This is a genomic window from Ignavibacteriota bacterium, from assembly GCA_016708125.1.
Lineage (GTDB): Bacteria > Bacteroidota > Ignavibacteria > Ignavibacteriales > Melioribacteraceae.
On the sequence record JADJGF010000001.1, the window covers coordinates 1,740,438 to 1,763,578 of the forward strand.

23 protein-coding genes are annotated in these 23,141 nt (G+C 28.6%); 3 read left to right on the forward strand and 20 right to left on the reverse strand.

The genetic code is table 11. The features are described from left to right. From IPH62_07875 to IPH62_07885, 3 genes are all read right to left on the reverse strand, one after another. A complete protein-coding gene (locus IPH62_07875) occupies nt 1–732 on the reverse strand; it encodes an ABC transporter ATP-binding protein (GenBank protein ID MBK7105186.1) in 732 nt (243 codons plus the stop codon). A 125-nt stretch (nt 733–857) separates the two neighbouring features. Then, nucleotides 858–2,804 (reverse strand): methyl-accepting chemotaxis protein, encoded by a 1,947-nt coding sequence (locus tag IPH62_07880; protein MBK7105187.1) that lies wholly within the window; start codon nt 2,802–2,804, stop codon nt 858–860. Nucleotides 2,805–2,932: 128 nt separating this feature from the next. Then, complete coding sequence (locus IPH62_07885; protein ID MBK7105188.1) at nt 2,933–3,733, reverse strand: hypothetical protein; 801 nt, start codon at nt 3,731–3,733, stop codon at nt 2,933–2,935. A gap of 146 nt (nt 3,734–3,879) precedes the next feature. On the opposite strand from IPH62_07885, the gene IPH62_07890 reads away from it, so the two are divergent. Next, nucleotides 3,880–5,427 (forward strand): HAMP domain-containing histidine kinase, encoded by a 1,548-nt coding sequence (locus tag IPH62_07890; protein ID MBK7105189.1) that lies wholly within the window; start codon nt 3,880–3,882, stop codon nt 5,425–5,427. Then, nucleotides 5,424–6,119 carry a response regulator transcription factor gene (locus tag IPH62_07895; protein MBK7105190.1) on the forward strand — a complete coding sequence of 232 codons (696 nt, stop codon included), beginning with the start codon at nt 5,424–5,426 and terminating at the stop codon, nt 6,117–6,119. The genes IPH62_07890 and IPH62_07895 overlap by 4 nt, the downstream gene beginning before the upstream one ends. Nucleotides 6,120–6,193: 74 nt before the next feature. Here IPH62_07895 and IPH62_07900 read toward each other — a convergent pair whose 3' ends face one another. The 15 genes from IPH62_07900 to IPH62_07970 all read right to left on the reverse strand — a co-directional run bounded on the left by IPH62_07900 (nt 6,194) and on the right by IPH62_07970 (nt 18,474). Continuing rightward, nucleotides 6,194–7,504: a hypothetical protein gene (locus IPH62_07900; protein ID MBK7105191.1), complete on the reverse strand. Its 1,311-nt coding sequence runs from the start codon at nt 7,502–7,504 to the stop codon at nt 6,194–6,196. A gap of 170 nt (nt 7,505–7,674) precedes the next feature. Next, nucleotides 7,675–8,805 carry an ABC transporter permease gene (locus IPH62_07905; protein ID MBK7105192.1) on the reverse strand — a complete coding sequence of 377 codons (1,131 nt, stop codon included), beginning with the start codon at nt 8,803–8,805 and terminating at the stop codon, nt 7,675–7,677. A 16-nt stretch (nt 8,806–8,821) separates the two neighbouring features. Continuing rightward, complete coding sequence (locus tag IPH62_07910) at nt 8,822–9,181, reverse strand: four helix bundle protein (GenBank protein ID MBK7105193.1); 360 nt, start codon at nt 9,179–9,181, stop codon at nt 8,822–8,824. Nucleotides 9,182–9,243: 62 nt separating this feature from the next. Beyond that, nucleotides 9,244–10,302 carry an ABC transporter permease gene (locus tag IPH62_07915; GenBank protein MBK7105194.1) on the reverse strand — a complete coding sequence of 353 codons (1,059 nt, stop codon included), beginning with the start codon at nt 10,300–10,302 and terminating at the stop codon, nt 9,244–9,246. Between the two features lie 62 nt (nt 10,303–10,364). Beyond that, nucleotides 10,365–11,294, reverse strand: coding sequence for an ABC transporter ATP-binding protein (locus IPH62_07920; protein MBK7105195.1), 930 nt, complete (start codon nt 11,292–11,294; stop codon nt 10,365–10,367). 35 nt (nt 11,295–11,329) lie between these two features. Beyond that, nucleotides 11,330–11,695, reverse strand: coding sequence for a four helix bundle protein (locus IPH62_07925; GenBank protein ID MBK7105196.1), 366 nt, complete (start codon nt 11,693–11,695; stop codon nt 11,330–11,332). Between the two features lie 51 nt (nt 11,696–11,746). After that, nucleotides 11,747–13,063 (reverse strand): TolC family protein, encoded by a 1,317-nt coding sequence (locus tag IPH62_07930; protein MBK7105197.1) that lies wholly within the window; start codon nt 13,061–13,063, stop codon nt 11,747–11,749. Then, complete coding sequence (locus IPH62_07935; protein MBK7105198.1) at nt 13,060–13,989, reverse strand: ABC transporter ATP-binding protein; 930 nt, start codon at nt 13,987–13,989, stop codon at nt 13,060–13,062. Before IPH62_07935 ends, IPH62_07930 begins: the two co-directional genes overlap by 4 nt. Nucleotides 13,990–13,995: 6 nt before the next feature. Beyond that, a complete protein-coding gene (locus IPH62_07940; GenBank protein ID MBK7105199.1) occupies nt 13,996–14,430 on the reverse strand; it encodes an SRPBCC domain-containing protein in 435 nt (144 codons plus the stop codon). A gap of 18 nt (nt 14,431–14,448) precedes the next feature. Further along, entirely contained in the window at nt 14,449–15,414 is a 966-nt protein-coding gene (locus IPH62_07945) for an efflux RND transporter periplasmic adaptor subunit (GenBank protein ID MBK7105200.1), read from the reverse strand. Beyond that, a complete protein-coding gene (locus IPH62_07950) occupies nt 15,353–16,018 on the reverse strand; it encodes a TetR/AcrR family transcriptional regulator (protein ID MBK7105201.1) in 666 nt (221 codons plus the stop codon). Before IPH62_07950 ends, IPH62_07945 begins: the two co-directional genes overlap by 62 nt. 87 nt (nt 16,019–16,105) lie before the next feature. After that, on the reverse strand, nt 16,106–16,561 hold the full coding sequence (locus tag IPH62_07955) for a GNAT family N-acetyltransferase (protein MBK7105202.1): 456 nt from the start codon (nt 16,559–16,561) through the stop codon (nt 16,106–16,108). A gap of 22 nt (nt 16,562–16,583) precedes the next feature. After that, nucleotides 16,584–17,072, reverse strand: a complete 489-nt coding sequence (locus tag IPH62_07960) for a peptide deformylase (GenBank protein MBK7105203.1) — start codon at nt 17,070–17,072, stop codon at nt 16,584–16,586. Nucleotides 17,073–17,083: 11 nt separating this feature from the next. Beyond that, on the reverse strand, nt 17,084–17,890 hold the full coding sequence (locus IPH62_07965) for a DUF1080 domain-containing protein (GenBank protein MBK7105204.1): 807 nt from the start codon (nt 17,888–17,890) through the stop codon (nt 17,084–17,086). Further along, nucleotides 17,887–18,474: a GNAT family N-acetyltransferase gene (locus IPH62_07970; GenBank protein MBK7105205.1), complete on the reverse strand. Its 588-nt coding sequence runs from the start codon at nt 18,472–18,474 to the stop codon at nt 17,887–17,889. Before IPH62_07970 ends, IPH62_07965 begins: the two co-directional genes overlap by 4 nt. 114 nt (nt 18,475–18,588) lie before the next feature. On the opposite strand from IPH62_07970, the gene IPH62_07975 reads away from it, so the two are divergent. Next, a complete protein-coding gene (locus IPH62_07975; protein ID MBK7105206.1) occupies nt 18,589–19,908 on the forward strand; it encodes an MFS transporter in 1,320 nt (439 codons plus the stop codon). A 136-nt stretch (nt 19,909–20,044) separates the two neighbouring features. On the opposite strand, the gene IPH62_07980 is transcribed toward IPH62_07975, so the two are convergent. Then, the gene (locus IPH62_07980; GenBank protein ID MBK7105207.1) at nt 20,045–21,697 is read right to left on the reverse strand and encodes a sodium-dependent transporter; all 1,653 of its coding nucleotides are present in this window, start codon (nt 21,695–21,697) and stop codon (nt 20,045–20,047) included. 110 nt (nt 21,698–21,807) lie between these two features. Continuing rightward, complete coding sequence (locus IPH62_07985; protein ID MBK7105208.1) at nt 21,808–23,133, reverse strand: DUF389 domain-containing protein; 1,326 nt, start codon at nt 23,131–23,133, stop codon at nt 21,808–21,810. Between the last annotated feature and the right edge of the window lie 8 nt (nt 23,134–23,141).

Sequence of the window (23,141 nt, forward strand, 5' to 3'; positions counted from 1 at the left end):
TTAAAATCCGGTTCTATTAATAAAGTCCTTAATTATTTTATCATCCGAAGCAATAATTTGATTGGGTGTTCCTTTAAAATAAATTTTGCCTTCGTGAACCATAGCAATTTCATCCGCAACATTTTTTACACTGAACATATCATGAGTAACAACAATTGACGTTACGTTTAATTGGTCGGCTAAATTTTTAATAAGTTCATCAATCGAATCAGACATAATTGGATCAAGTCCGGTTGTTGGTTCATCGTACAAAATATATTCCGGCTCGGTAATTAAAGCTCTTGCAAGACCAACTCTTTTTTTCATTCCGCCGGAAAGTTCAGATGGTTTTAGATTTTGAGTTCCGGGTAAATTTACTAATTCCAACATTTTTTCAATTTTTACATCTAATTCATTTTTCGAAATATTGTAATCATTTTCAACAATCGGTAAAGCAATATTTTCGCCAACTGTCATCGAATCAAACAATGCAGCTCCTTGAAACAAATATCCAAATTTTCTTCTAATTGCGTAAAGCTCCTTTGTATTGTTGGGATCAACAATTTTACCACCAACTTTTATATAACCTTCATCCGGAAAAATTAATCCAACAATATGTTTTAGCAAAACACTTTTTCCGCTTCCGCTTTTGCCAATAATTACATTGGTTTCACCTTCTTCAATGGTTAGGTTAATTCCCTTTAATACTTCTTTGCCGTTAAAAGATTTGTGAAGATTTACAATTTCAATCATTATTGATTTTTAGAAAAGTTTGTGGTTCAAATATAAAAATAACATTACACATTTTTATATTTTGTGTTAAATAAAAAATCGGTCAGCAATTAACCGATTTTTTATTTTAGAAGGAATTTATAAATCTATACTTTTGCAAATGAATGCATTTTTTTATTTCTTATTATTTCTTTTGGTGAATCATCGGAATCATTTACTTTAAAAGTTGATACAAGATTTAATAAAATTTCAGAATTCTTAAGTAATTCGGTAATTGATTGTGAAACTTGATGAATGCCTTGTGAGTTTTCATTTGAGACTGTTGAAATTCCGTGAATGTTTCTTCCAATCTGTTCTGCAGTTGTAGAAAGTTCTTCATTCGCAGTTGCAACTTGATTTATTTGTTCTTTAACGGTTTCAACATTTCCGGTAATTTCATCTAATAATTTTTCAAGTTCAATAATATTTTGCATTCCATCATACACAACATTTTTAGAATTAACCATTTCCGAATTTGCTAATTGTGCATCATTCTGAACTTCTTTAATTGTTATTGCAATTTCTTTTGTTGCCGATGCGGTACGTTCTGCCAATTTTTTAACTTCATCGGCTACAACAGCAAAACCGCGACCTTGTTCACCAGCCCGCGCAGCTTCAATTGCAGCATTTAATGCTAATAAATTTGTTTGATCGGCGATTTCATTTATTACTTTTGCAATATTTCCAATTTGGCTTGTTCTATTTGCCAGTGTTGTAATTGTTGCAGAAGTTGTTTCGTTTGTATCTACTATTTTCTGCATTTTCATTTTTGATTGCTTAACTTTTTCTAATCCCGTTTGTACATGACTACTTGATTTAGTAGATGATTCAAAAGCTGTTGTTGAATTTACGGAAGTTTCCAAAATTGTCTTGGTCATTTCTTCTACGGCTGTTGCAATTTCTTCAGCTTGACTGCTTTGTTCTTGAGCACCAGCCGACATTTGTTCCATTGTTGCAGAAATTTCATTTGTAGAAGCAGTATTAAAATGTGCAGAATTTTTTACTTTGTTAAGAACCGAACTAATATTACTTATAACAGAATTGAATCCTTCAAAAAGTTTTCCGATATCATCATTTTTATTTTGAACAGTTAATTCAGTTGTCAAATCACCTTTTGCAGCCTTTTCCATTGCGGATAACATTTTTGCAGTACTATTTGATAAATATTCAGATTTTTCTTCCGATTCTTTTTGAGATAATTTTGCAGATTGTGCAGCTTCTTCTGCCTCTTTTGTTTTTTGATTAATTTGTTGAATTGAAGCTGCAATATTTTTGCTCATCTTATTAAAGTTTATTGCAAGTTTTCCAACTTCATCATTGGAAGAAATTTTAACTTCAACATTGGATTGACCATTTGCTAACATTTCTGCAGCATTGGCTAAAGCCTTTATTGGCTTTGTAATTTTAACACTGCTTATAATTACAATTACTGAAGATACAAAAGCAAGAATTCCAAAAATTAAAAATACTCTGCTTGTTATATCTGCAATTTTTTCATCGACGTCATCAATGTAAAGTCCGGCACCAATAATCCAATTCCAATCCTTAAAATATTTCACATAGGAAATTTTAGGAACGGGATTTTCATATCCCGGTTTTGGCCAATAATAATCGACGTATCCATCACCATTAAGTTTACAGATTTTTGCCATTTCATTAAATAGAAAAACTCCATTTGGATCTTTTAAATCTCTTAAAGATTTTCCGTTTAACACCGGCTTGAAAGGATGCATAATCATATTTGGATAATCATCATTTATCCAGAAATAATTATCTTCGCCGAATCTTATTTCTTGTATTTGATGGATTGCTTCTTTCTGAGCATCTTGAAATGTTATTTTATTATCTCTATAATCTTTTTCTAGATTGGAGATAATTCCATATGCAACTTCAACAGCTTGCTTTATATTTTCACGCTTATCATCCAGCATTGTTTGTTTGAAATTTGGTAAAATTTCCAGAAATAAAAAAAATGTAAAAGGAATGATGGCAATTAAAGAAAGTGTTAAGATTTTTGTTAAAATATTCCAATTTTTTATATTGAGTTTATTCATTTCCCCCTCGTAATATCTAATTAATAATCGGTTTTTTTTAAGTTTTATTTAGTGAACTGTATCAATTTGAGGGTGAATATTTAATAAACTGCTGAAAATTATAATTTTTCAGCAGTTATTAGGAGAATTTATTTTTGGATAATTTTTTTCTTAAATACTTTTTTATCACTGTTTTCTTTTTCCATTTTTTCTAAATATTTATCAGCTTCTTCACCAACAAAAGTTTCAACTTTTTCTTCGCCATTTTCAGTGGATTTTACAGTTACTTTTTTAACACCATTTTCAATTTCAACATTTACATTTTTCTCAATTCTATTTTTAATTTTATCACCTTTTTCTACCCAGATTGTCATCGAATCAGAATCTTCATTAATATCAATTTTCATATTTTTTTCATCTTCCATTTTTTCTAAGTATTCATCGGCTTCTTTTCCTTTATAAGTTTCAACTTTTTCTTCGCCGTTTTCTTTAGTTGTTACCGTAACATTTTTTTCACCATTTTCATCATCAACTTTAATCTTTATTGTTTTTTTGTTTTCAATAATATCCGTACCTCCGTTATCGTTTTTAAACATCATAATTTTGTGACCCTTACCTTTATGTTTAATTACTTTTTCTTCGCCGTCTTCAGATTTCCAAATTAAAATATCTTCATCATCGTTTTCCAATCCTTCAATTTCTTCAGTTAAAATTTCGTCATCTTCAGAAATTACTTGAATTCTTTTTTTCATTTCGCTTGATTTCATTCTTTTCAATAATTGGTTTGCTTCGTCACCTTCAAAAACAACATCACCCTTTTCTGTTGTTACTACAATTTTTTTTGCATCTTTAATTTCCTTCAATTTTCCTTTTAAGTCTTTTTCTTGTGCGGAAAGAAAAGTTGTAAATAAAAAAATTGTAATTATTGTTAATAATGATTTAGTTTTCATTTTTTCTCCTTTTGGTTTAGTAATTTATAATTCTTCTACAGTGAAAATAAAATATTGCTTCAATATAAATTGTTAAAACATTCTTAAAAAATGTTAAAAAATGTTAAAAATATGCATTTGTAATTTCTTAACAATAAATTTACCGCATGAAAGAAAAATCTCTTAAAATAATTATTGCATTAATAACCTTTGCTGTTGTTGGATTAATTGCAATTCAGTTTTACTGGGTTAATTTGGCGTTAAAGTTGGAAGAAGAAAAATTTAATAAAAATGTTGGTAATGCTTTGAACGACTTGGTTAGAACAATTGAAGATAGAGAAACTTCAAAAATATTAATTAAAGAATTATCACCAAAAGATTCTAACAAAGTTATATTTCTAAATAAAGGAAAGAAAAAGAATTTTGAGTATAACTCCAAGTTTAATTCTAATAAAAACCAGGTTATGATTATTGGAAATGATTCTAACAATATTAATATAGAAGTTAATACAACTTCGGATTCAGCTCTTGCATCAATGAAAGTGTTACAAAAATTTAGAACACAAAATGACAGCACAATTGAAGAAACAATAATTTGGCAAAGTGATATAGATACTTTAATTCATAGAAAAACAAAAATTATTGAAAATGTTTTTGATGAGTTAGTGTTTACAGAAAAAAATCAAAATATACTAAAAAGAATTAGTGAAGTTAAATTAGATTCTTTACTTAATGATGAATTAAACAAATATGGTATAAACAGCAATTATGGTTTTGCAATTGTAAATAATGACAGCTTAATTTTAGATAAAAATTTTGAAGATATGAAAGATATTTTACAATCAAATTATAAAGTCAAACTTTTCCCAAATGATTTTATTAAGAACCAGAATTTTCTAGTGGTTGATTTCAAAAACCGTAATGTATTTTTATTCAAATCAATTTGGTGGATTTTAGTAATCTCTATAATTCTAACTGCATTAATAATTTTGTTGTTTTATTTAACAATAAAAATGTTGATAAGACAAAAGAAAATAACGGAAGTAAAAAATGATTTATTAAATAATATCACTCACGAATTTAAAACTCCAATATCCACAATTAGCTTGGCTGCTGATGTAATAAATGAAGAACCGGATATTGATACAAAAAAATATTCTGCAATAATTAAAAATGAATCGCAGCGACTAACAAATATGGTGGAAACAATTTTATCAGCCGCAGAATTAGAAAACAGCAAATTTGAACTAAACAAAACAAATGAAGATATTCACAAAATAATTTTTGAAGTTAGTGAAAAATATGAATTACCAATTGATAAAAAATTTGGAAAAATTATTTATGATTTAAAGGCAACCGATACAAATTTATCAGTTGATATACTTCAAATCACTAACGCAATAAGCAACTTAATTGATAACGCAATAAAATATAATGTTGGAAATCCCGAAATTAAAATTTCTACAATGAATAGCAATTCAACTTTTGAAATTGTAATTGAAGATAATGGAATTGGAATTGATAAAAAATATCATAATAAAATTTTCGATACTTTTTATAGAATTCCTACTGGAAATATTCACGACGTAAAAGGTAATGGAATTGGACTAAGCACTGTAAAAAAAATAATTGAAGCTCATTTGGGAAAAATAATTCTTGAAAGTGAAAAAAATAAGGGATCAAAATTTATAATTAATTTGCCAAAAATAAATTGATGAAAAAGTATAAAATATTATTAGTTGAAGATGATATCAATTTGGGAAATATTTTGAGTGAATATTTATCACTAAAAAAATATGAAGTTGAACTTTGCAAAAATGGCGAAGAAGGTTTAGTTTCTTTTAAAAATTCTAAATTTGATTTATGCATTCTTGATGTGATGATGCCGAGGAAAGACGGATTTACATTGGCAAAAGAAATTAGAGCAATAAATAAAAATATTCCGGTAATATTTTTAACTGCAAAATCAATGCTTAAAGATAAAATTGAAGGCTTCAATATTGGCGCTGATGATTATATTACAAAGCCGTTCAATACGGAAGAATTAATTTTAAGAATTAATGCTGTAATTAGAAGATCAGCTAACTCAATAAATCAAAGTGAGGAATTAATTTTTAACATTGGCAAATTTATTTTTAATTATCAAAAAAGATTGCTGACAATTAAAAATACATCTTCGGCATTAACATCCAAAGAAAATGAATTACTAAAATTACTTTGCGAAAATATTAATCAAACTTTAGAACGCGAAAAAGCATTATCAATAATTTGGAAAAATGATAATTATTTTACTTCTCGCAGTATGGATGTTTATATTACAAAACTAAGAAATTATTTAAAGGAAGATGAATCAATAGAAATCGTAAATGTTCACAGTATTGGTTTTAAATTGGTAATTAATTCATAACTTTAAAAAGATGCGATCTTTTGAAAAGATCGTATCTTTATATTAAAATACTTACGGATTTTGATTTTTATGAATTAAACATCCATTGAAAATTTGTTAACAATATTTTTATAAAAATAATGAAGAAAAATTACCGCGCAAATTCGACCAACAATAAAAGCTATCATTGATGCTGTAATTCCGGTTAAATCAAATATTTTAATCGAAACAAAAAGTGTGACAATTATTATTGTAACTTCAATAATTGTTGCAAATGTAATAGGCGTTGTATTTTTTGATGCAACTAGAAGTGCACGCTGCAAAGTAATTAAAACAGTAAAAGCCGGCATTATTGAAATAATTATTGTGGGAATTTTTGAAAACATTGTGAGATCATTTGATAAACCAGAAATTGTGTTAAACCAAAAATATGAAATTGGAGTTAGTGCAATTATTATTAATCCTATTGCTAAAATGAATCCCAACTTTTTTGCAAAAATAATTATTGATGAATAGTGTTCACCTTTATCGCCAATTAATGCAATTACAACTTCTTGATAAGATAATCCCAAACTTCTAAAAATAAAAACTAAAGAATTTATTACGGGCAATACGGCAAGTGATTCTAACGACATTCGGCTTTGACCAATAAAAAATGTAACCATCGGATGAACGCCCAAACCAATAAAAGATGTTAACGCAAGTGGATAATAAAAATTAAATATTCCTTTGTATGATAATTTTTCTTCGGAAAGAAAATTATCATTTTTAATTTTTACTAAAATTTTATTCGACATAAATCTGCTTGCAATTGCTTCCGAGACAACTGCAACAGATAAAGAAAATGTTCCAACAATTGCACCTTCCAAATTTGTAAAATTATATAACAATATTGCCGATAAAGACATCATCATCAATCTTATAACGGTGCCGTAAGCAACTCGTTTTGTGAGATTATTTCTAATCATTATTCCTTGGTAAAATCGGCGATAACCAATTGCTCCGGGCCAAGGCAATAAAATAAAAAATGCTTTGTATGTTAATTTGGCAACTTCAGAATCAAGAGAAATTAAATCAATTGCGATAAAATTAAAAAATGAAGGAATTAAAATTATAAACATGAAAATTGTAATTATTCCGCTAACAAAGAAATTAAAATTTCTTAATTTCTTAAACGATGCAAAATTTTTAACCAATGCCGTAGAAGCGCTCATCATCATAATTACCGGAGCTTCAACAATTAATGCGAATGAAAATGCAACTCCATAAGCTGCTAAATTATATTTGGGATCAACTAATCTTGCAATTATTGCGGCTAGAAATGGTCCTTCCAACGACATCATAAGCCAAGTTGCTGCTAGAGGTAACCAAAACTTGAATATTTTTATTTGAGTGAGAATTTGCAAAGTTTTTCCAAACTAAATTATGACTCTAAAGATATTGGTAATCTTATTTAATCACAGAATATATTTTAATAAATAAGAGGATATTTAAAGGTTAGTTGAAATTTGTGGATTTGTTATAGTATTTAAAATGATTATTTGGCAAATTTTGATTTTTAACTTTTCAGTTACTTTTAATCCAATCTTTTTCTGAATCGTAGAGAACTAAAGAGCAAAATTAAAATTCCCATTAAAAATAAAATTGCAGTTTCTTGCCAAAGGTCGGCTATTCCAATTCCTTTTAAAACAACGCCGCGAAGAATTGTAATAAAATATCTTAGAGGAATTAAATAACTAATGTATTGTAAAATAATTGGCATGTTTTCAATTGGAAAAGCAAATCCGGATAAGTAAACCATCGGCATCATTATTCCGAATATTGCTATCATCATAGCTTGCTGTTGAGTTTTTGAAATTGTAGATACAAAAAGTCCCAAACCCAAAGTGGAAAGAATATAAAAGAATGATGAGAGGAGCAAAAAAGTTACACTTCCTCTAACCGGAATCCCGAACAAAATATTCATCATAGTAATAACAAGGATTACTGAAATAAATCCCATTATTGTAAACGGTACAAGTTTCCCGATAATTAATTGATAAGGTTTTATTGGAGTAACAATTATTTGTTCAAGAGTTCCAATTTCTTTTTCCTTAACAACCGCAAGCGAAGTTAAAATTAAGGTAATTATACTTAATAGTAATCCAACAATCGCCGGAACCATAAAATATCTTGTTTTCAAATATGGATTGTACCAAGTTCTAACTTCTGCGGAAATTTGTCCAACCGGCAGAATTTTCATTCCTTTTTTTCCTCTGTAATCCATTATAATATTTTGAGAATATTCGGAAATTATTTTTGTTATATATCCCGCGGCTATTGAAGCTGTGTTTCCATCAGAGCCATCAAATATTACTTGAAGTTTTACGGTTTCATTTCTATTAATGTTTTTAGAAAAATTATTTGGAATTACAAATCCCACAAGAACTTTTGCTTTGTTGATTTGTTCAGTTAGTTCCTCATAATTTTCAGCGTAATAATCGATTGAAAAAAATCTGGAACTTTCAAATCGCTCAATAAAATTACGGCTTTCTTCAGTTTTATCTTTATCTAAAAATAAAATATGAACATTATTAACATCCATAGTTGCGGCGTATCCTAAAAATATAAGCTGGATAATTGGTGCAACTAAAACAATTCCAAACATTTTTGGATCACGCTTAAATTGAGAGAATTCTTTTTTGATAATATGAATTATAGTTTTCATTTTTAGTAGAAAGTAGTTAGAAGTTAGGAGTTAGAATTCCATTTATATAACCATTCAACAATTTTCCAATTTCATCTGATAATAAAATAAGTTCATTTATTTCGCAATACCTTAAATCCTTACTTAGTATTAAATAATATTTTAATTCTTCCAAAGATCCTTGTGATATATTAAAAAATCTAATTTTATCTTTAATTCCTTTTTTAACAAAACCCTCGGCAATATTTGCCGGTATTGAAATTGCTGCTCTTCTCATTTGTGATGTTAATCCATAAATTTCTTCTTTAGGAAAATTTCTTGTTTCTTTGTAAACCTCTAATACTAATTGATGAGCTTTTTGCCAAACAATTAAATCAGTAAATTTTTGTGATTTCATTTATTCTCCCACAATTAAATTACTAACTACTAATTTCTAACTCCTTATTCCTAACTTCTTGCTTATTTTTTTAGATAAATTTTACTTGAAAGAAAAAGTAGAATTCCCGCAAAAATTAATAAATACAAAATCTGATCCCAAATTGCTTCAATGCCAACACCACGCAAAATAATTGCTCTGAGAATTTTGATGAAGAATTTTGCCGGAGTAATGTTTGTAATAATTTGAATAAAAGGCGGCATGCTTTCAATTGGAAAAATAAATCCCGATAAAATTACAGAAGGCAATAGCGAAACCATTGTAGCAATTGTAAATGCAATCTGTTGAGAATCGGAAATTGTTGAAATAAAAATTCCAATACTGGTTGATGTGAATAAAAATATAATTGTTGTAAATGCCAATAGAAAATAATCGCCTTTAATTTCTACATTAAACAACAAGTAACCAAATATTAATATAAATATTGCGTTGAACAATGCAACAATAATGTAAGGAAAAGTCTTACCTAATAGCAGCTCAATAATATTTATCGGCGAAACATTAATTTGCTCAATAGTTCCGCGTTCTTTTTCACGAACTAAAGAGAGTGAAACACTAACTACTGCAACAATTACAAGTATCATTGCAATCAATCCGGGAATTAAAAATCTAGTGGTTTGCAAATCTTTATTGAACCAAAAGATTGGATGAAAATCAAAAGGTATATAAGATTTTAATCCTTTTTGAGATAGAATATAATTTGTTTTTTGCGAATTAAAATTTGCCGTTGCGCCGTTGACATAATTTTGAATTATTTTTGCTGTGTTTCCGTCAACTCCATCAGTAAGAAATTGAACTTTTACATTTTCTTTTGAATAAAATTTTTGCGAAAAATTTTTGGGAATGATTAAAACACATTGTGCAATTTTTTTATCAAGTACATCTTTAACATCGTTATCGCTTTTTATGAAATGTGATATTTTGAAATAATTAGATGAAATTAATGAGTTATAAAATTCTCTGCTTAGTTCAGTATTATTCTGATCATAAATTGCAAGCTTAATGTTTTTCACATCAAAATTTACTGCGTAACCAAAAACCACTAATAAAAATACGGGGAAGAGGAGAAGAATTGATAACATTCGTATATCTCTGAATAGATGTTTAAATTCTTTTTTAGTGATTGCAAAAATTCTTCTTATGCTCACTTCTTATCCTTTTCCAGCAAGTGTATAAACACATCTTCTAAAGTTGGAACTATTTTCTCAACTTTCTCAATATTTATTTGAGGCAACTTTTTTAATTCGTTATAAATTTGATTTTCATTTGCAAAAATCTCATTCATTATTAAATGAATTGAATTTCCGAAAATCGAAGTTTCATCAACAAAATTAGATTTATCAAAAATCTCCATAGCATCAACAACATTATTACATTTAATTTCATAAATTGGATTTTGTAGATATTTAGTTTTCAAAACTTTGGAATTGCCTTCTGCTATTAGGTTTCCGGCGTTTATCAAAATTATGTTTCCGCAGTATTCCGCTTCTTCCAAATAATGAGTTGTTACTAAAATCGTAATTCCCTCTCCGGAAAGTTCGTTTATTAATTCCCAAAAAGATCTTCGCGAAATTGGATCAACGCCGCTTGTCGGCTCATCAAGAAAAACTATTTTTGGTTTATGAATTACTGCCGTTCCCAATGCCAATCTTTGTTTTATTCCGCCCGGAAGTGAGCCAGTTAAAATATTTTCTTTACCAATTAAGTTTGCTGTTTTTAAAATCCATTGCATTCTGTTTGTTAATTCTTTTCCTTCTAAACCATAAACTCCACCAAAGAATTTTATATTTTCTTCAATTGTTAAATCGTTGTAAAGAGAAAATCTTTGCGACATATACCCAATATTTTTCTTTACCAAATCTGCTTGAGTTTTAATACTATATCCACCGACAAGCGCATCACCGCTTGTTGGCTCTAATAATCCGCAAAGCATTTTAATTGTTGTAGATTTTCCCGCACCGTTTGCACCGAGAAATCCAAATATTTCACCTTCTTTTACTTTGAATGAAATATTATTTACAGCAACAAATTTGCCGAAAGTTTTATTTAAGTTATTTACTTCTATTGAAAACATTTTTTCTCAAGAATTCAGAATGCAGTATTCAGAATTCAGTTATTTGAATTTCGAATTACATCTGAGTATTTAGTTAATAATTTGCTTACTTCAATAAGTTGAGAATTAATTTGATCTGTATTTGCGAAATTTAAATCATTAGTTAGAATTAAATAATATCTACATTCCTCTAGCGAACCTTGCGCAATATTTAAGTAATTTAATTTATCTTTATGTCCACGTTTCTTATAACCTTCTGCAATATTAGCTGGAATTGAAATAGCAGCTCTTCTGAATTGAGAAGTTAAACCAAAAATTTCCGATTTAGGAAATTCCGAAGTTATCTTATAAACTTGAAGTACAAACTCATGTGCCTTTTGCCAAACAATTAAGTCAGTGAAAATTTTTGTTTTCTCAATCATATTTTCCTCTTACCAGCTGGTTTCTGTATTCTGAATTCTGCATACTTTTTTTTAATAGATTTTCTTCCCAACAACTTTATCTAATTTAATTTTTGCTAATTCGTAGTCGATTAAAGAATTTAACAGTTCAGTTTTTGCCGAATAAAGAGAAGTTTCTGCATCAATCAAATCCGTTGAACTAACTAACTGCACTAAATATTTATCATTTGTAATTCTATAATTTTCTTCAGTTTGTTCTAATGTTAATTTATTTAGCTCAACTTTTTTTATTGCCGATTGAAACTGCAAGAATGTGTTGTAAACTTCAATTTCAATTGCGTCTTCAATTTGTGCTTTAGTTGTTTCCAACTGAATTAAATTACTTTCCGCTTGCTGAGATTGTGATGAATTGTAACCCCAATTCCAAATGTCCCAGCTTAGTGAAATTCCCACATCCCAAGTATCATCAAACTGATCTTTCTGCGGAAAAATTCTTTGGTTTGGTCTACTGTAATAAAAATCAGAAATTAAAAATATTGAAGGATACCATCCGGATTTGCTTGCCGTTAATTGTTCTTTACCAGCGGATAACTTTTTTGATAATGATTGAATTTCAAGTCGATTTGATTTTGCTTCATTTAATAAATTATTAAAATCCAAATTTATTTCTTTAAAAATAATTTCTTCAGTTTTAATTTCTATTTTATCTGATAAATCATTTCCAATTGTTTTCTTTAATACTGCTTTTGCAATTTCAAGAGAATTCTCAGCTTCAATTTTCTTTAATTCAACGGTAGATTTTTGAACTTCTAATTTTAATAAATCATTTTTTGTGATTAAATCATTTTCTAAAAAATTACGCGAATCATTTATATGAGATTCTAAGCTCTTTAAATTTTCTTCAAGAATTTTGTTTGCATTATCAATTTTATAAACATTCCAAAATGCTGAAATCATTTTAAATGTTTCTTCGTTTATTTCTTTCGAATATTCCAATTCAGAAGCTTCTAAGTTATAATTTGCGGCAGAATTTAACGATGACAACTTAAAGCCCGTGAATATTGGCTGCTGTAATGATAGTTTGAAATTATATGAATTTAAAATTGCATCTTGAATTCTAATTGGATTTGGTAAAAACGACATAGAAATTTCAAAAGGAGGGACATCACTCAATCGCATATAGGATGCATTAAATTTTAACTGCGGAAATCTTTGCGAATTAATTTCATTAACTTTTGCTGAAGCTGAAAGTAATTTCGCATCAGAAATTTTTAATGTTTTACTGTTTTGAATTCCTAACTGAATAATTTCTTGCAGAGAATATGAATCAGTTTGAGCAAATAAATTAAATGATGAAATTAGGAATATTATAAAAATTTTATTTTTCATTTTGAACTCGATAAATTTTCATTGTTTACTAAGTGAATAAAAACATTCTCCAAAGATGGAATGTTTGTTCTGTGATCAGTTATTTTAATATTATTTTCAGTCAGCAATTTTTCTAACTTTTTAAAATCCTCATCGGCATTATTTACAATTGTGTTTATTCTATCACCAAAAAGTTGGACATCCATTCCAAAATATTCTTTGATTAATTTTGCTGCAATTCGTACATCATCGCAAACAATTTCTATCACTTTTTTATTTATTGATTCTTTAACATTTTGTGGAGAATCCAGCGCAATTATTTTGCCGTTGTTCATTAATGCAACTCTATTACAGCGTTCGGCTTCGTCTAAATATGGCGTTGACATAAAAATTGTAATTTCTTCTTTAAGTAAATTGGAAAGTATTTTCCAAAAATCTCTCCGTGAAACCGGGTCAACTCCAGTTGTTGGTTCATCTAAAAATAATATTTTAGGTTTGTGAATTAAGCTGCAAGCCAATGCCAGTTTTTGCTTCATCCCTCCGGAAAGTCTTCCAGCTTGACGATTTCGAAAATCTATCAATCGAGTAAATTCCAAAAGTTCGTTTCTTCTGTTTTTATAATTTTTAACGTTATGAATTTCTGCGAAAAATTCTATGTTTTCATCAATTGTTAAATCTTCGTACAAACTAAATTTTTGCGATAGGTAACCAATATTATTTTGAATTTCTTTTTTGTTTTTCTGAATATCTAAATTCAACAATGAAATATTTCCATTATCCGGTTTTAATAATCCGCATAATGTTCTTATTGTTGTTGTTTTTCCGGCACCATCCGGACCAACCAAACCAAACATTTCTCCTTTGTTAACAGAAAATGAAATATTGTTCACAGCGGAAATATTACCGTACATTTTTGAATAGTTTTCGATTTTGATTATTTGATCCATTTTGATTTAGATCTTTTCGCACATATCTTTTAGAGCTCTGTTCATTAGTTCAAATCCAAGTTTTGTTTCCCTTTCCAAAGACTTTGCAAACAATGGTACTAAAATTCCTTTGAATTTTTCTTTCTGAATAAATTTTGTTGTATTATCATGATTATCAATTAATTCAAATTGATGTTCACCGTCAAATAAACCAGCAACAAACAATTTTCCTAACCATCTTAATTTTCTATTATTTTCATAGTCTAAAATAGTTGGGTTAAATTTCATTGAATTTCCATTCGGTTGTTGCAAAACAATTTTTATTTTATTGTTTAATTTTACTTCATTTTCAACTTTGATGATAAATGGGTTCCAATTGGGATAATTTGCAAAATCAGAAAATACTTTCCATACTTTTTCGGGTGAAGTATTTATTATTATTTCAGTATATAATTCTTTCATTTTTATACTTTCGTTTTATTATAAAATAATTTCCGCATCTGCCGGCATTCCGCTTTTTAATTCAAAATTTGGATTATTAATTTCTACTTTAACTTTAAAAACTAACTTTGTTCGTTCATCCGGAGTTTGAATATTTTTTGGTGTAAACTCAGATTCCGGTGAAATATAAACTACTTTTCCAGAAAAAGTTTTATCGTCATAAGCATCAATAAAAACATCTACTTTTTGGTTTAGCTTAACTTTTGGTAATTCCAATTCATTTACATAAATATCCAAATTCACTTTTTCTAAATCTGCTATTTTCAAAATTGATGACATTGGTGCAACAGTTTCACCTTTCTCATAAAATTGTTCTACAACAAATCCATTTATTGGAGAAACTACATAACAATCATTTATATTCTTCTGAATTATTTTTTCATTCGCAATTGCTTGATTTAATGAAGCTTCAGTACGCTTTAATTCTTCGGGTCGAGCAATATTTTTAATTTTACTTAAATTTTCTTTTGCTGCAGAATATTGTGATTTTACAATTTCAAATTTCGTTTCAATATCTTCAAATTGTTTTTTAGTTATTGAATTTGATTCAAGTAAACTTTGCATTCTTGCTTTATCTTTTTCTGCTTGGTTCAAACTAATTTCTGCTTGATGGAACATTGACTGCGCTTGAAGAATATCTTCTTTGCGCGAACCATTTTTTAATAACTGAAATTGAGCTTCAGCACTTTGTCGTAAAGCCGAAGCTTGCAAAAGCTGAAGTTGGAGAGTTTCGTTATCTATTTTTAAAATAGTATCACCTATATTTACTTTTGTTCCCTCATCAAAATAAATTTCCAAAATTTCACCGGAAACTTTTGCACTAAGCGTTACAAATGTTGCTTCAATTGTTCCGGTAGCTTTAATTAAATTTTCATCACTGTTATCACCACAGCTTATAATTAGAATTGAAAATAGAAGAGGAATGAGTAATTCTACTTTTTTCATTATTTATTTTCCTTCTCAATTTTTTTATAAATTTTTTTCCACTTTCTGTTAAAATTCCGTTAATAAGCATTCCAAAAGTAATTTCAAATGCTTGACTAATTGATAGATTATGATTTATTAAAAAAGCCGGATTAATTATTTTTTGCATTGAGGCAAGAATTACGTGAACCATTATTTCACTTGGATAATCAACAATGTAGCCTTCTTTTTTCCCTTGTTCAAAAATATTTTTCCAGATTTTTTCAATATTACGAGTTCTAAATTCATCAATATTTTGCCACAAATCCGGACGAAAACTTTTTAAATCATCCATCATTTTATTATTAATTTTCAAAGAAAGTTCAGCAAATAAATTTGTTAATTTTTTAATTTTCAATATTGAGTTGCAATCACTTTTTATTATATCTTCTATTTTCTTTTGTACAAGTGATTGGAAAAACTTTACGGCTGCATCCACAAGAATTTCTTTTGAAGCGAAATATTTGTAAATAGTTTTTTTACTCATCCTCAATCCGCTTGCAATTTCATCCATTGTGATTTTGTAAAATCCATCAGATAGAAATTTATCTTTTGAGAATGAAACTATTTTTTCTTTTTCTTCCATAACCTATAGAAACTATTATTGTATTTTTAGTTTCCAATATAATACATGAAAACTATTTTGTCAATAGTAGTTTCCAAAGTTTTTGATTTAAATCAATTTTTTTTTCATACAGATGCTTTCTGGAATATTTTCATAAGGAGGGAAATTTGGAATTTGCTCGTATCCCATATTTTGATAGAGTTTAATTGCTTCCGGTTGATTATTTCCGGTTTCCAAAATTGCAAATTCATAATTTAATTCTTTAGCCCAATTTTCCAATTCGTTTAAAACTTTTCTTCCGTAACCTTTTGATCTATAGAATTTGTCAACAAACATTCTTTTAATTTCTACACTTCTATTTTCCGCAATCTCACGAAATGCACCGCATGCAATAGGAATATTGTCTTCATAAATCATTACAGTTTTCACATTTTTATCTAATAAATTATGTGGAGCAAATTTTGTTTCTTGGTCAAAATATCTTTCTTGAAGTTCTGTATTAAGTTGTTCAATTAATTTATTAAAATCAGAATTATCTGCTGTCGTACGAATTATATTTATCATAAAGATAGTATTTAAAAATTAATTAATAATTACGCCACTTAAATGATTTGTTATCAATTGCGCGCATTGTTGCTAAAATTCCATCAAGATGATCATATTCATGTTGTAACAATTCGGATAAATCATTTTGTAGACTAAGTTCAACAATATTCCAATTATCATCAAGAAATCTAATTTTACATTCTTTATGTCTTTTTACTTTCACTAATAAATTTGGAAAACTCATACAATCATCCCAAAGTTCAAACATTTCTTCACTTAGGTAAGTAAATTCGGGATTTATAATTACAGTCGGTTTATCAACATTCATAAATATTAATCTTTTCATTATGCCAATCTGTGGAGCGGCAATTGCTCTTCCGAAATTATATTTTGCTCGAATTTCTTCCATAACATTATGCAAATTTTCAACCCAAAATTTTACTAAATGCAATTCTGATTTTTCTATCGGCGAAGAAATTTCATATAACTTAGGATTTCCTAAAAATAATAAATCATTTAAGTGTTTCATGATTTATAAAATTATTCTAATTCCAGAATTTCAATTTTTCTGAATTCCGTTGGATGACTTTCTGCTTGAAGTGCAATATATCCTTCTTTCAATAATAGATTTTTATCTTGTGGAATAATTTTTTGCGCATCTGGATCATTCGGATCTAATTGAGGATTTTCATATTCCAGGACCAATTTACCATTTACAAAATGTTTAATATTTCCGTTTCCATGAACTTCAACTTCCATCGTTATCCATTGATCACCATGATAAGTTGCGGAATTTGAACCGGTGCAATGATTTGTGATTAAATTTTTCTTCATTACAATATTAGTTCCTGGAGTACAAACATTTCCAGTTGATCTTTCGTCAACTCCGTTTCCACCAAGCATTTGTGCTTCAATAGAAACCGGAAAATTTTGATTTTTACTCATGCTTTCCGGAGATTGGCAATGAAGCATTATTCCGTTATTTCTAATTGCCCATTCCGGTCCACCTGCAACTTGATTACCGACGAATCTATATTCAACGCGAATAATATAATTCGAGAATTTTTTGTTATAAAAAATATGACCAAATTTATTATCAAAATTTTGGTATTCATCATAAGATACTTTTAAAATTCCGTCTTTAACTTGAAAGGTATTTTTATAATTATCGTTTAACACATGTCCGGAAAATTTAATTTTCCATCCGGATAAATCTTTTCCGTTAAAAAGACTTATCCAATTATCAGAATCATTCTTACTTGAAGAGCATGAGTTTACTGTTACAAATAAAATAAGAATAAAAATTTTAAAACTATTTGTTAAAATATTTTTTGATATTGAAATCATTTTATTTCTCCAAATTTTAATGATAATTCTTTTAATTTTTGCCACTCATCTTTAAGAACGCTAAAGTAAATTGAATCGCGTCTTCTATTATTTGTCATTAACATATGACTTCTTAAAATTCCTTCTTCAACTGCGCCAATTCTTTTTAATGCAATTCTTGCATGAACATTTAAAACATCAGTTTTAAATTCAACCCGACTAAGATTTAAATCTTCAAAACAATATTTCAGCATAAGAAATTTTACTTGATCATTTATTCTTTTTCCTTGAAACTCTTTTGAAATCCACGTCCAGCCAATTTCAATTCTTAAATCTCTTTGAGAAAAGTTTCCAAAACTTGTTGAGCCAATTATTCTATTTTCTGGTTTGTAAATTATTGTAAATGGTATGCGAGTTTTGTTTTGTAAATCATTTACGGCAGTTTCGACCCAATTTTTTAATTCTTCTAAATTTGATAAATCGCTTGCAAAGTAATACCAAAGTTTTTGTTCATTCGTAATTTCTTTAAAACTGTAAAAATCAACCGATTTTATTGGTCGAAGTAAAACATTAGAATTTTCTAAAACTATATTATAATTAAGCATAATATTTTCTTATAATTTTTATCACTAAAAAATAGTTATAATTTTTGCAGATAAATAAATTATTTTTCAATTACATTTTTTGATAAAAATAAAATTTACGTCTTTAGAATATCAATGTTTGAGAATTCTCCCACAATAAAAAATATATTGCGCGCATTTAAATCAAGAAATTATAGATTATTTTTTGGCGGACAAGGAATTTCTCTAATTGGCACATGGATGCAGCAAATTGCTCTAGGTTGGCTTGTTTACAGATTAACAGATTCTCCATTTTTATTAGGATTGGTAAGTTTCTCGGCACAAGTTCCAACATTTATTTTTGCTTCGTTTGCCGGAGTTTTTGCCGATCGATATAATAAACATTCCATAATTTTATCAACACAAATTTTAGCTTTAATTCAAGCATCAATTTTGGCTTTTCTGACACTTACAAATGTTATTCAAATTTGGCACATAATTTTTCTTGCAATTTTTAACGGATTGATAAACGCATTCGATATGCCAACGCGACAATCTTTTGTAATTGATTTAGTTGAACACAGAGATGATTTACCCAACGCAATTGCACTTAATTCATCAATGTTTAATGCCTCCAGATTGATTGGACCAACTGTTGCTGGATTTATTATCTCATCTTTTGGGGAAGGGATTTGTTTTTTAATAAATGCGATAAGCTATTTTGCGGTTATAATAGCATTAATGTTGATGAAATTTGAAAATATAGAAAAACAAATTTCAGATAAGAAATTATTAAAAGGAATTAAGGAAGGATTTGTTTACGCATTCAATTTTATTCCAATTAGAACTTTGTTATTGCTGATTGCAGTTTTAAGTTTAATTGGAATGCCTTACACAGTTTTAATGCCCATTTTTGCCAAAGATATTTTACAAGGAAACGCTAGTACTTTAGGATTTTTATTTGGAGCAATCGGCATTGGAGCTTTTATTGGTGCAATTTATTTAGCTTCTCGTAAAACTGTTTTGGGTTTGGGAAAAATTATTGTAATTGCTACAACAGTTTTTTCATTAGGATTAATATTTTTTTCGCAATCGAGAGCATTATATTTTTCAATTCCATTAATGATTTTTATCGGCTGGGGAATGATGACGCAGATGGCTTCCTCAAATACATTATTGCAAACAATTGTTGATGAAGATAAACGCGGAAGAATTATGAGTTTATATGTAATGTCATTTATGGGTACTGCACCGCTTGGAAGCTTGCTTGCCGGAACTTTAGCCGGAAAAATTGGCGCATCTAATGCTGTTTTGTTAATGGGAGTTATAAGTTTAATTACGGCATTTTGGTTTTCTAAAAAATTGCCGGAAATTAGAAAACATACAAAACCAATTTATATTAAATTGGGAATTATTCCGGAAGTCTCAAAAGGTTTACAATCGGCAACGCAATTAAATATTCCGCCGAATAAATAATTGATAATCATCATTTTTTTCACTTTAAAATATTATTCTTCTTTTTGCGGAGTTTTCAAAATCTTAAGAAAAAATTTTACTGTAAAAAAAATAATTACTGCCCAAGCCGATAACATCATAATTAAAGAGGAAGTACTCATTTTTTATTCACTCCATTTTTAAGTAATTTTTTATTCTTCCAAGATTTGTGAACCATAAATGCAATTGCCGCAAATGTTAACATCAACAAAACTCTTGTAAAATCTTGTACAAAAATTCTTGTCGGTAAACCATCAATAAACCATTTTGTATTTTCTGCACCAACATGAAAAATTACACCAATCACACTATCCGGAGCAAATTGCCAGCCGTTTCCGGAAAATAAATTTGAAATTGCAATTGACCAATCCACATTTGGTTTTATTGCAGCACCAATAAAAATAATTGAAATAAAAACGGGAGTTACGAATTTAATTAGAAATTTAAAAACATTAGGAATTTCGATATCTGCGCCGCGTGTAATTTCTGCCCAACCTTTGTCAATTCCAAAAACGTAAGCAAAAACTATTGATTCTAAAAGTGCGAAAACAACAAGCGAAAATGTACCGGTCCAAAAATCGAATTCATCAAAAGAGCCACCGGGATATAGCCAAACACAAATAAATCCTAATGTGAAAATTGCCAAACCGGTTAAGATTGCTCCTTTCTCACGTGGAATTTTAAATTCATCATTGAAGAAAGCCAAAATTGGCTGACCCATTGCAAGAGAAGAAGTTATTCCGGCAAAAAATAATAATCCAAACCACATAGCTCCGGCTATTGGCGCAAACCATCCCCAATTATTAAATAAAGTTGGCAAAGTTAAAAATCCTAATGCGAAACCGCTACCTCCGGCTGTAGATGCTTGCACAACTTGAAGTCCAAGATATGCTGTTGCAATTGGAATTAATAATGATCCGCCCAAAACTACTTCTACAAATTCATTCATCCATCCGGCAGATGAAGCATTAAGTGCAATATCTTGCTTTTCTTTAACGTAAGCCGAATAGCAATGAATAGAACCCATTCCAACAGAAAGTGTAAAGAATATCTGTCCCGCTGCAGCAAGCCAAGTTGTGGGATTAAACAATCCGCTGAAATTTGGTTCCCAAACAAAATTTAATCCAACCAACGGACTTTGAACAACTCCGGGGTCGCTTGTATCTAATGTTAATCCTTTAATAACTAAAATAACTCCAAATAAAATTAATAATGGCATTCCAATTTTTGCGGCTACTTCAATTCCTTTTGCCAAACCGCGAGAAAGAATCCAAACATTTAAAAGAAGGGTAACAACAAAAAAGAAGAAAGCCTCATATGGTAATGCAAAAATACTTGATTCGTGAACACCTAAATATTGAGGAAAAAAAACTGTGGGTTTTATATCAAAAAAAGTTCCGGTAATTGAATGAAATACGTAAGCTAAAGTCCAAGATTCAATATAAGTGTAGTAAGCAGCTATTGTTAAATTTGAAAATAAACCGAACACGCCGATATATTTTAAGAATTTAGATTTTCCCATAACGTCGAACATTCCGGGAGTTGAATGATGTCCGTACTTTCCACCGTGTCTTCCTATTGACCATTCAATATAGAGTAATGGCAATCCCATAACAACAAATGAAATTAAATACGGAATAATGAATGCGCCGCCGCCGTTTTGTGAAGCTTGTGCTGGAAATCTTAAAAAATTTCCCAATCCAACTGCATTACCGGCCATTGCAAGAACTAAACCGACTCGCGATCCCCATCTTTCTTTAGTATGTGACATAATTCTCTAAATTTATTTTCGGAAAATTAAATTAAAAAGTATATTCTACTTTTTTTATAAAGTTAACCAAATATTTTTTTAAAATCGAAATTTAATTTCCCATTAGATAATTATTCAATAATTAACTCTATTTTATCAGTCTTCAATCTTGAATTAAGCCAATTTGTAATTCTTCTTTTCGAATCATTAGAAAGCTTTGATTTATTCTTTACTTTAAGGATAACAAAGTGACTATTTACAGAATCCGTTTTCTCTATTCTATGTATAGGTGTTTCAAAATATGAGCATGATATAATTTCCGGAAAAATTGAATTAATTTCTGAAAGTAAAACTTTTCCTAATTTTGATTTATTGTTTAGCGTATCTAAGAATTTTTGATTCTGAGTAATTGTATTATTTAATCTATTAATTTCTGTTTTTAATTGCTCAACTTCAGAAACGTTTTTATCAAATTGATTTATTGAAAATCCTTGTTGAAAATTAATTTCTGCATCATTTAATTTAAAGTCCTTAGCTTTTTCGGCAATTATTTTCTTAGTGTTTTCATTTAAAAGATTACCGCCATAAATTAATTTTATTGATTTTCTTTCCGGAATAATTTCATTTTTTAATAAATAACTTCCTTCAAAAACTCCAATATTTTGAATATATCTATTTGCATTATCAGTAAATCTTTCATTCTGAACTAATTTATATCCAAAATAAATACTTGGAATTATAATTAATGTAATGATTATAGAAATCCATCTGTTAACTTTCTTTTTATGAATTTCTTCAACAATTGTTCTTATAGGAAATTTTAAAATTTGTGAAATTATAACTGAAGAAAGCGCAATAAAAACTGTATTTATGGTAAATAAATAAAACGCTCCGAAAAAATAATTAAATTGACCCGACGCAAGTCCGAAACCAGCAGTACATAACGGAGGCATTAAAGCTGTAGCAATTGCAACACCGGGAATTACATTTCCTTTTTGTTTGCTGCTGATGGCAACAATTCCAGCCAAACCGCCAAATAATGCAATTAGTACATCATAAATTGTTGGACTTGTTCGCGCAAGTAATTCTGAATGAGCACTATATATTGGACTTATTGCAAAATACAATGTTGATGCAAGTAAACTTACAATTACTGCAAATGTAAAATTTTTAATTGCTTGACGAAGTAATGGGAAATTATAAGTTGCAATGCTGTAACCCATTCCGTTTATTGGTCCCATTAAAGGAGAAATTAACATTGCTCCAATTATTACAGCCGTTGAATTTACATTTAAACCCACGGAAGCAATAACTATTGCGAAAACCAAAATCCATAAATTTGTTCCCTTAAAGACAATATCTTTCTCAATTGTTTTGTGAATTATTTCAAAATCATCAATCTCTTTTTCAAGATTAATATGAGTTAAAAATTTTCTAAGTAATTTGAATTTATTCATTTTTTATT

Bases quoted from the DNA above. Each gene is read 5' to 3' on its own strand.
- IPH62_07875 (MBK7105186.1), bottom strand. From the start codon at position 732: ATGATTGAAATTGTAAATCTTCACAAATCTTTTAACGGCAAAGAAGTA.
- IPH62_07880 (MBK7105187.1), bottom strand. From the start codon at position 2,804: ATGAATAAACTCAATATAAAAAATTGGAATATTTTAACAAAAATCTTA.
- IPH62_07885 (MBK7105188.1), bottom strand. From the start codon at position 3,733: ATGAAAACTAAATCATTATTAACAATAATTACAATTTTTTTATTTACA.
- IPH62_07890 (MBK7105189.1), top strand. From the start codon at position 3,880: ATGAAAGAAAAATCTCTTAAAATAATTATTGCATTAATAACCTTTGCT.
- IPH62_07905 (MBK7105192.1), bottom strand. From the start codon at position 8,805: ATGAAAACTATAATTCATATTATCAAAAAAGAATTCTCTCAATTTAAG.
- IPH62_07910 (MBK7105193.1), bottom strand. From the start codon at position 9,181: ATGAAATCACAAAAATTTACTGATTTAATTGTTTGGCAAAAAGCTCAT.
- IPH62_07915 (MBK7105194.1), bottom strand. From the start codon at position 10,302: ATGTTATCAATTCTTCTCCTCTTCCCCGTATTTTTATTAGTGGTTTTT.
- IPH62_07920 (MBK7105195.1), bottom strand. From the start codon at position 11,294: ATGTTTTCAATAGAAGTAAATAACTTAAATAAAACTTTCGGCAAATTT.
- IPH62_07925 (MBK7105196.1), bottom strand. From the start codon at position 11,695: ATGATTGAGAAAACAAAAATTTTCACTGACTTAATTGTTTGGCAAAAG.
- IPH62_07930 (MBK7105197.1), bottom strand. From the start codon at position 13,063: ATGAAAAATAAAATTTTTATAATATTCCTAATTTCATCATTTAATTTA.
- IPH62_07935 (MBK7105198.1), bottom strand. From the start codon at position 13,989: ATGGATCAAATAATCAAAATCGAAAACTATTCAAAAATGTACGGTAAT.
- IPH62_07940 (MBK7105199.1), bottom strand. From the start codon at position 14,430: ATGAAAGAATTATATACTGAAATAATAATAAATACTTCACCCGAAAAA.
- IPH62_07945 (MBK7105200.1), bottom strand. From the start codon at position 15,414: ATGAAAAAAGTAGAATTACTCATTCCTCTTCTATTTTCAATTCTAATT.
- IPH62_07950 (MBK7105201.1), bottom strand. From the start codon at position 16,018: ATGGAAGAAAAAGAAAAAATAGTTTCATTCTCAAAAGATAAATTTCTA.
- IPH62_07955 (MBK7105202.1), bottom strand. From the start codon at position 16,561: ATGATAAATATAATTCGTACGACAGCAGATAATTCTGATTTTAATAAA.
- IPH62_07960 (MBK7105203.1), bottom strand. From the start codon at position 17,072: ATGAAACACTTAAATGATTTATTATTTTTAGGAAATCCTAAGTTATAT.
- IPH62_07965 (MBK7105204.1), bottom strand. From the start codon at position 17,890: ATGATTTCAATATCAAAAAATATTTTAACAAATAGTTTTAAAATTTTT.
- IPH62_07970 (MBK7105205.1), bottom strand. From the start codon at position 18,474: ATGCTTAATTATAATATAGTTTTAGAAAATTCTAATGTTTTACTTCGA.
- IPH62_07975 (MBK7105206.1), top strand. From the start codon at position 18,589: ATGTTTGAGAATTCTCCCACAATAAAAAATATATTGCGCGCATTTAAA.
- IPH62_07980 (MBK7105207.1), bottom strand. From the start codon at position 21,697: ATGTCACATACTAAAGAAAGATGGGGATCGCGAGTCGGTTTAGTTCTT.
- IPH62_07985 (MBK7105208.1), bottom strand. From the start codon at position 23,133: ATGAATAAATTCAAATTACTTAGAAAATTTTTAACTCATATTAATCTT.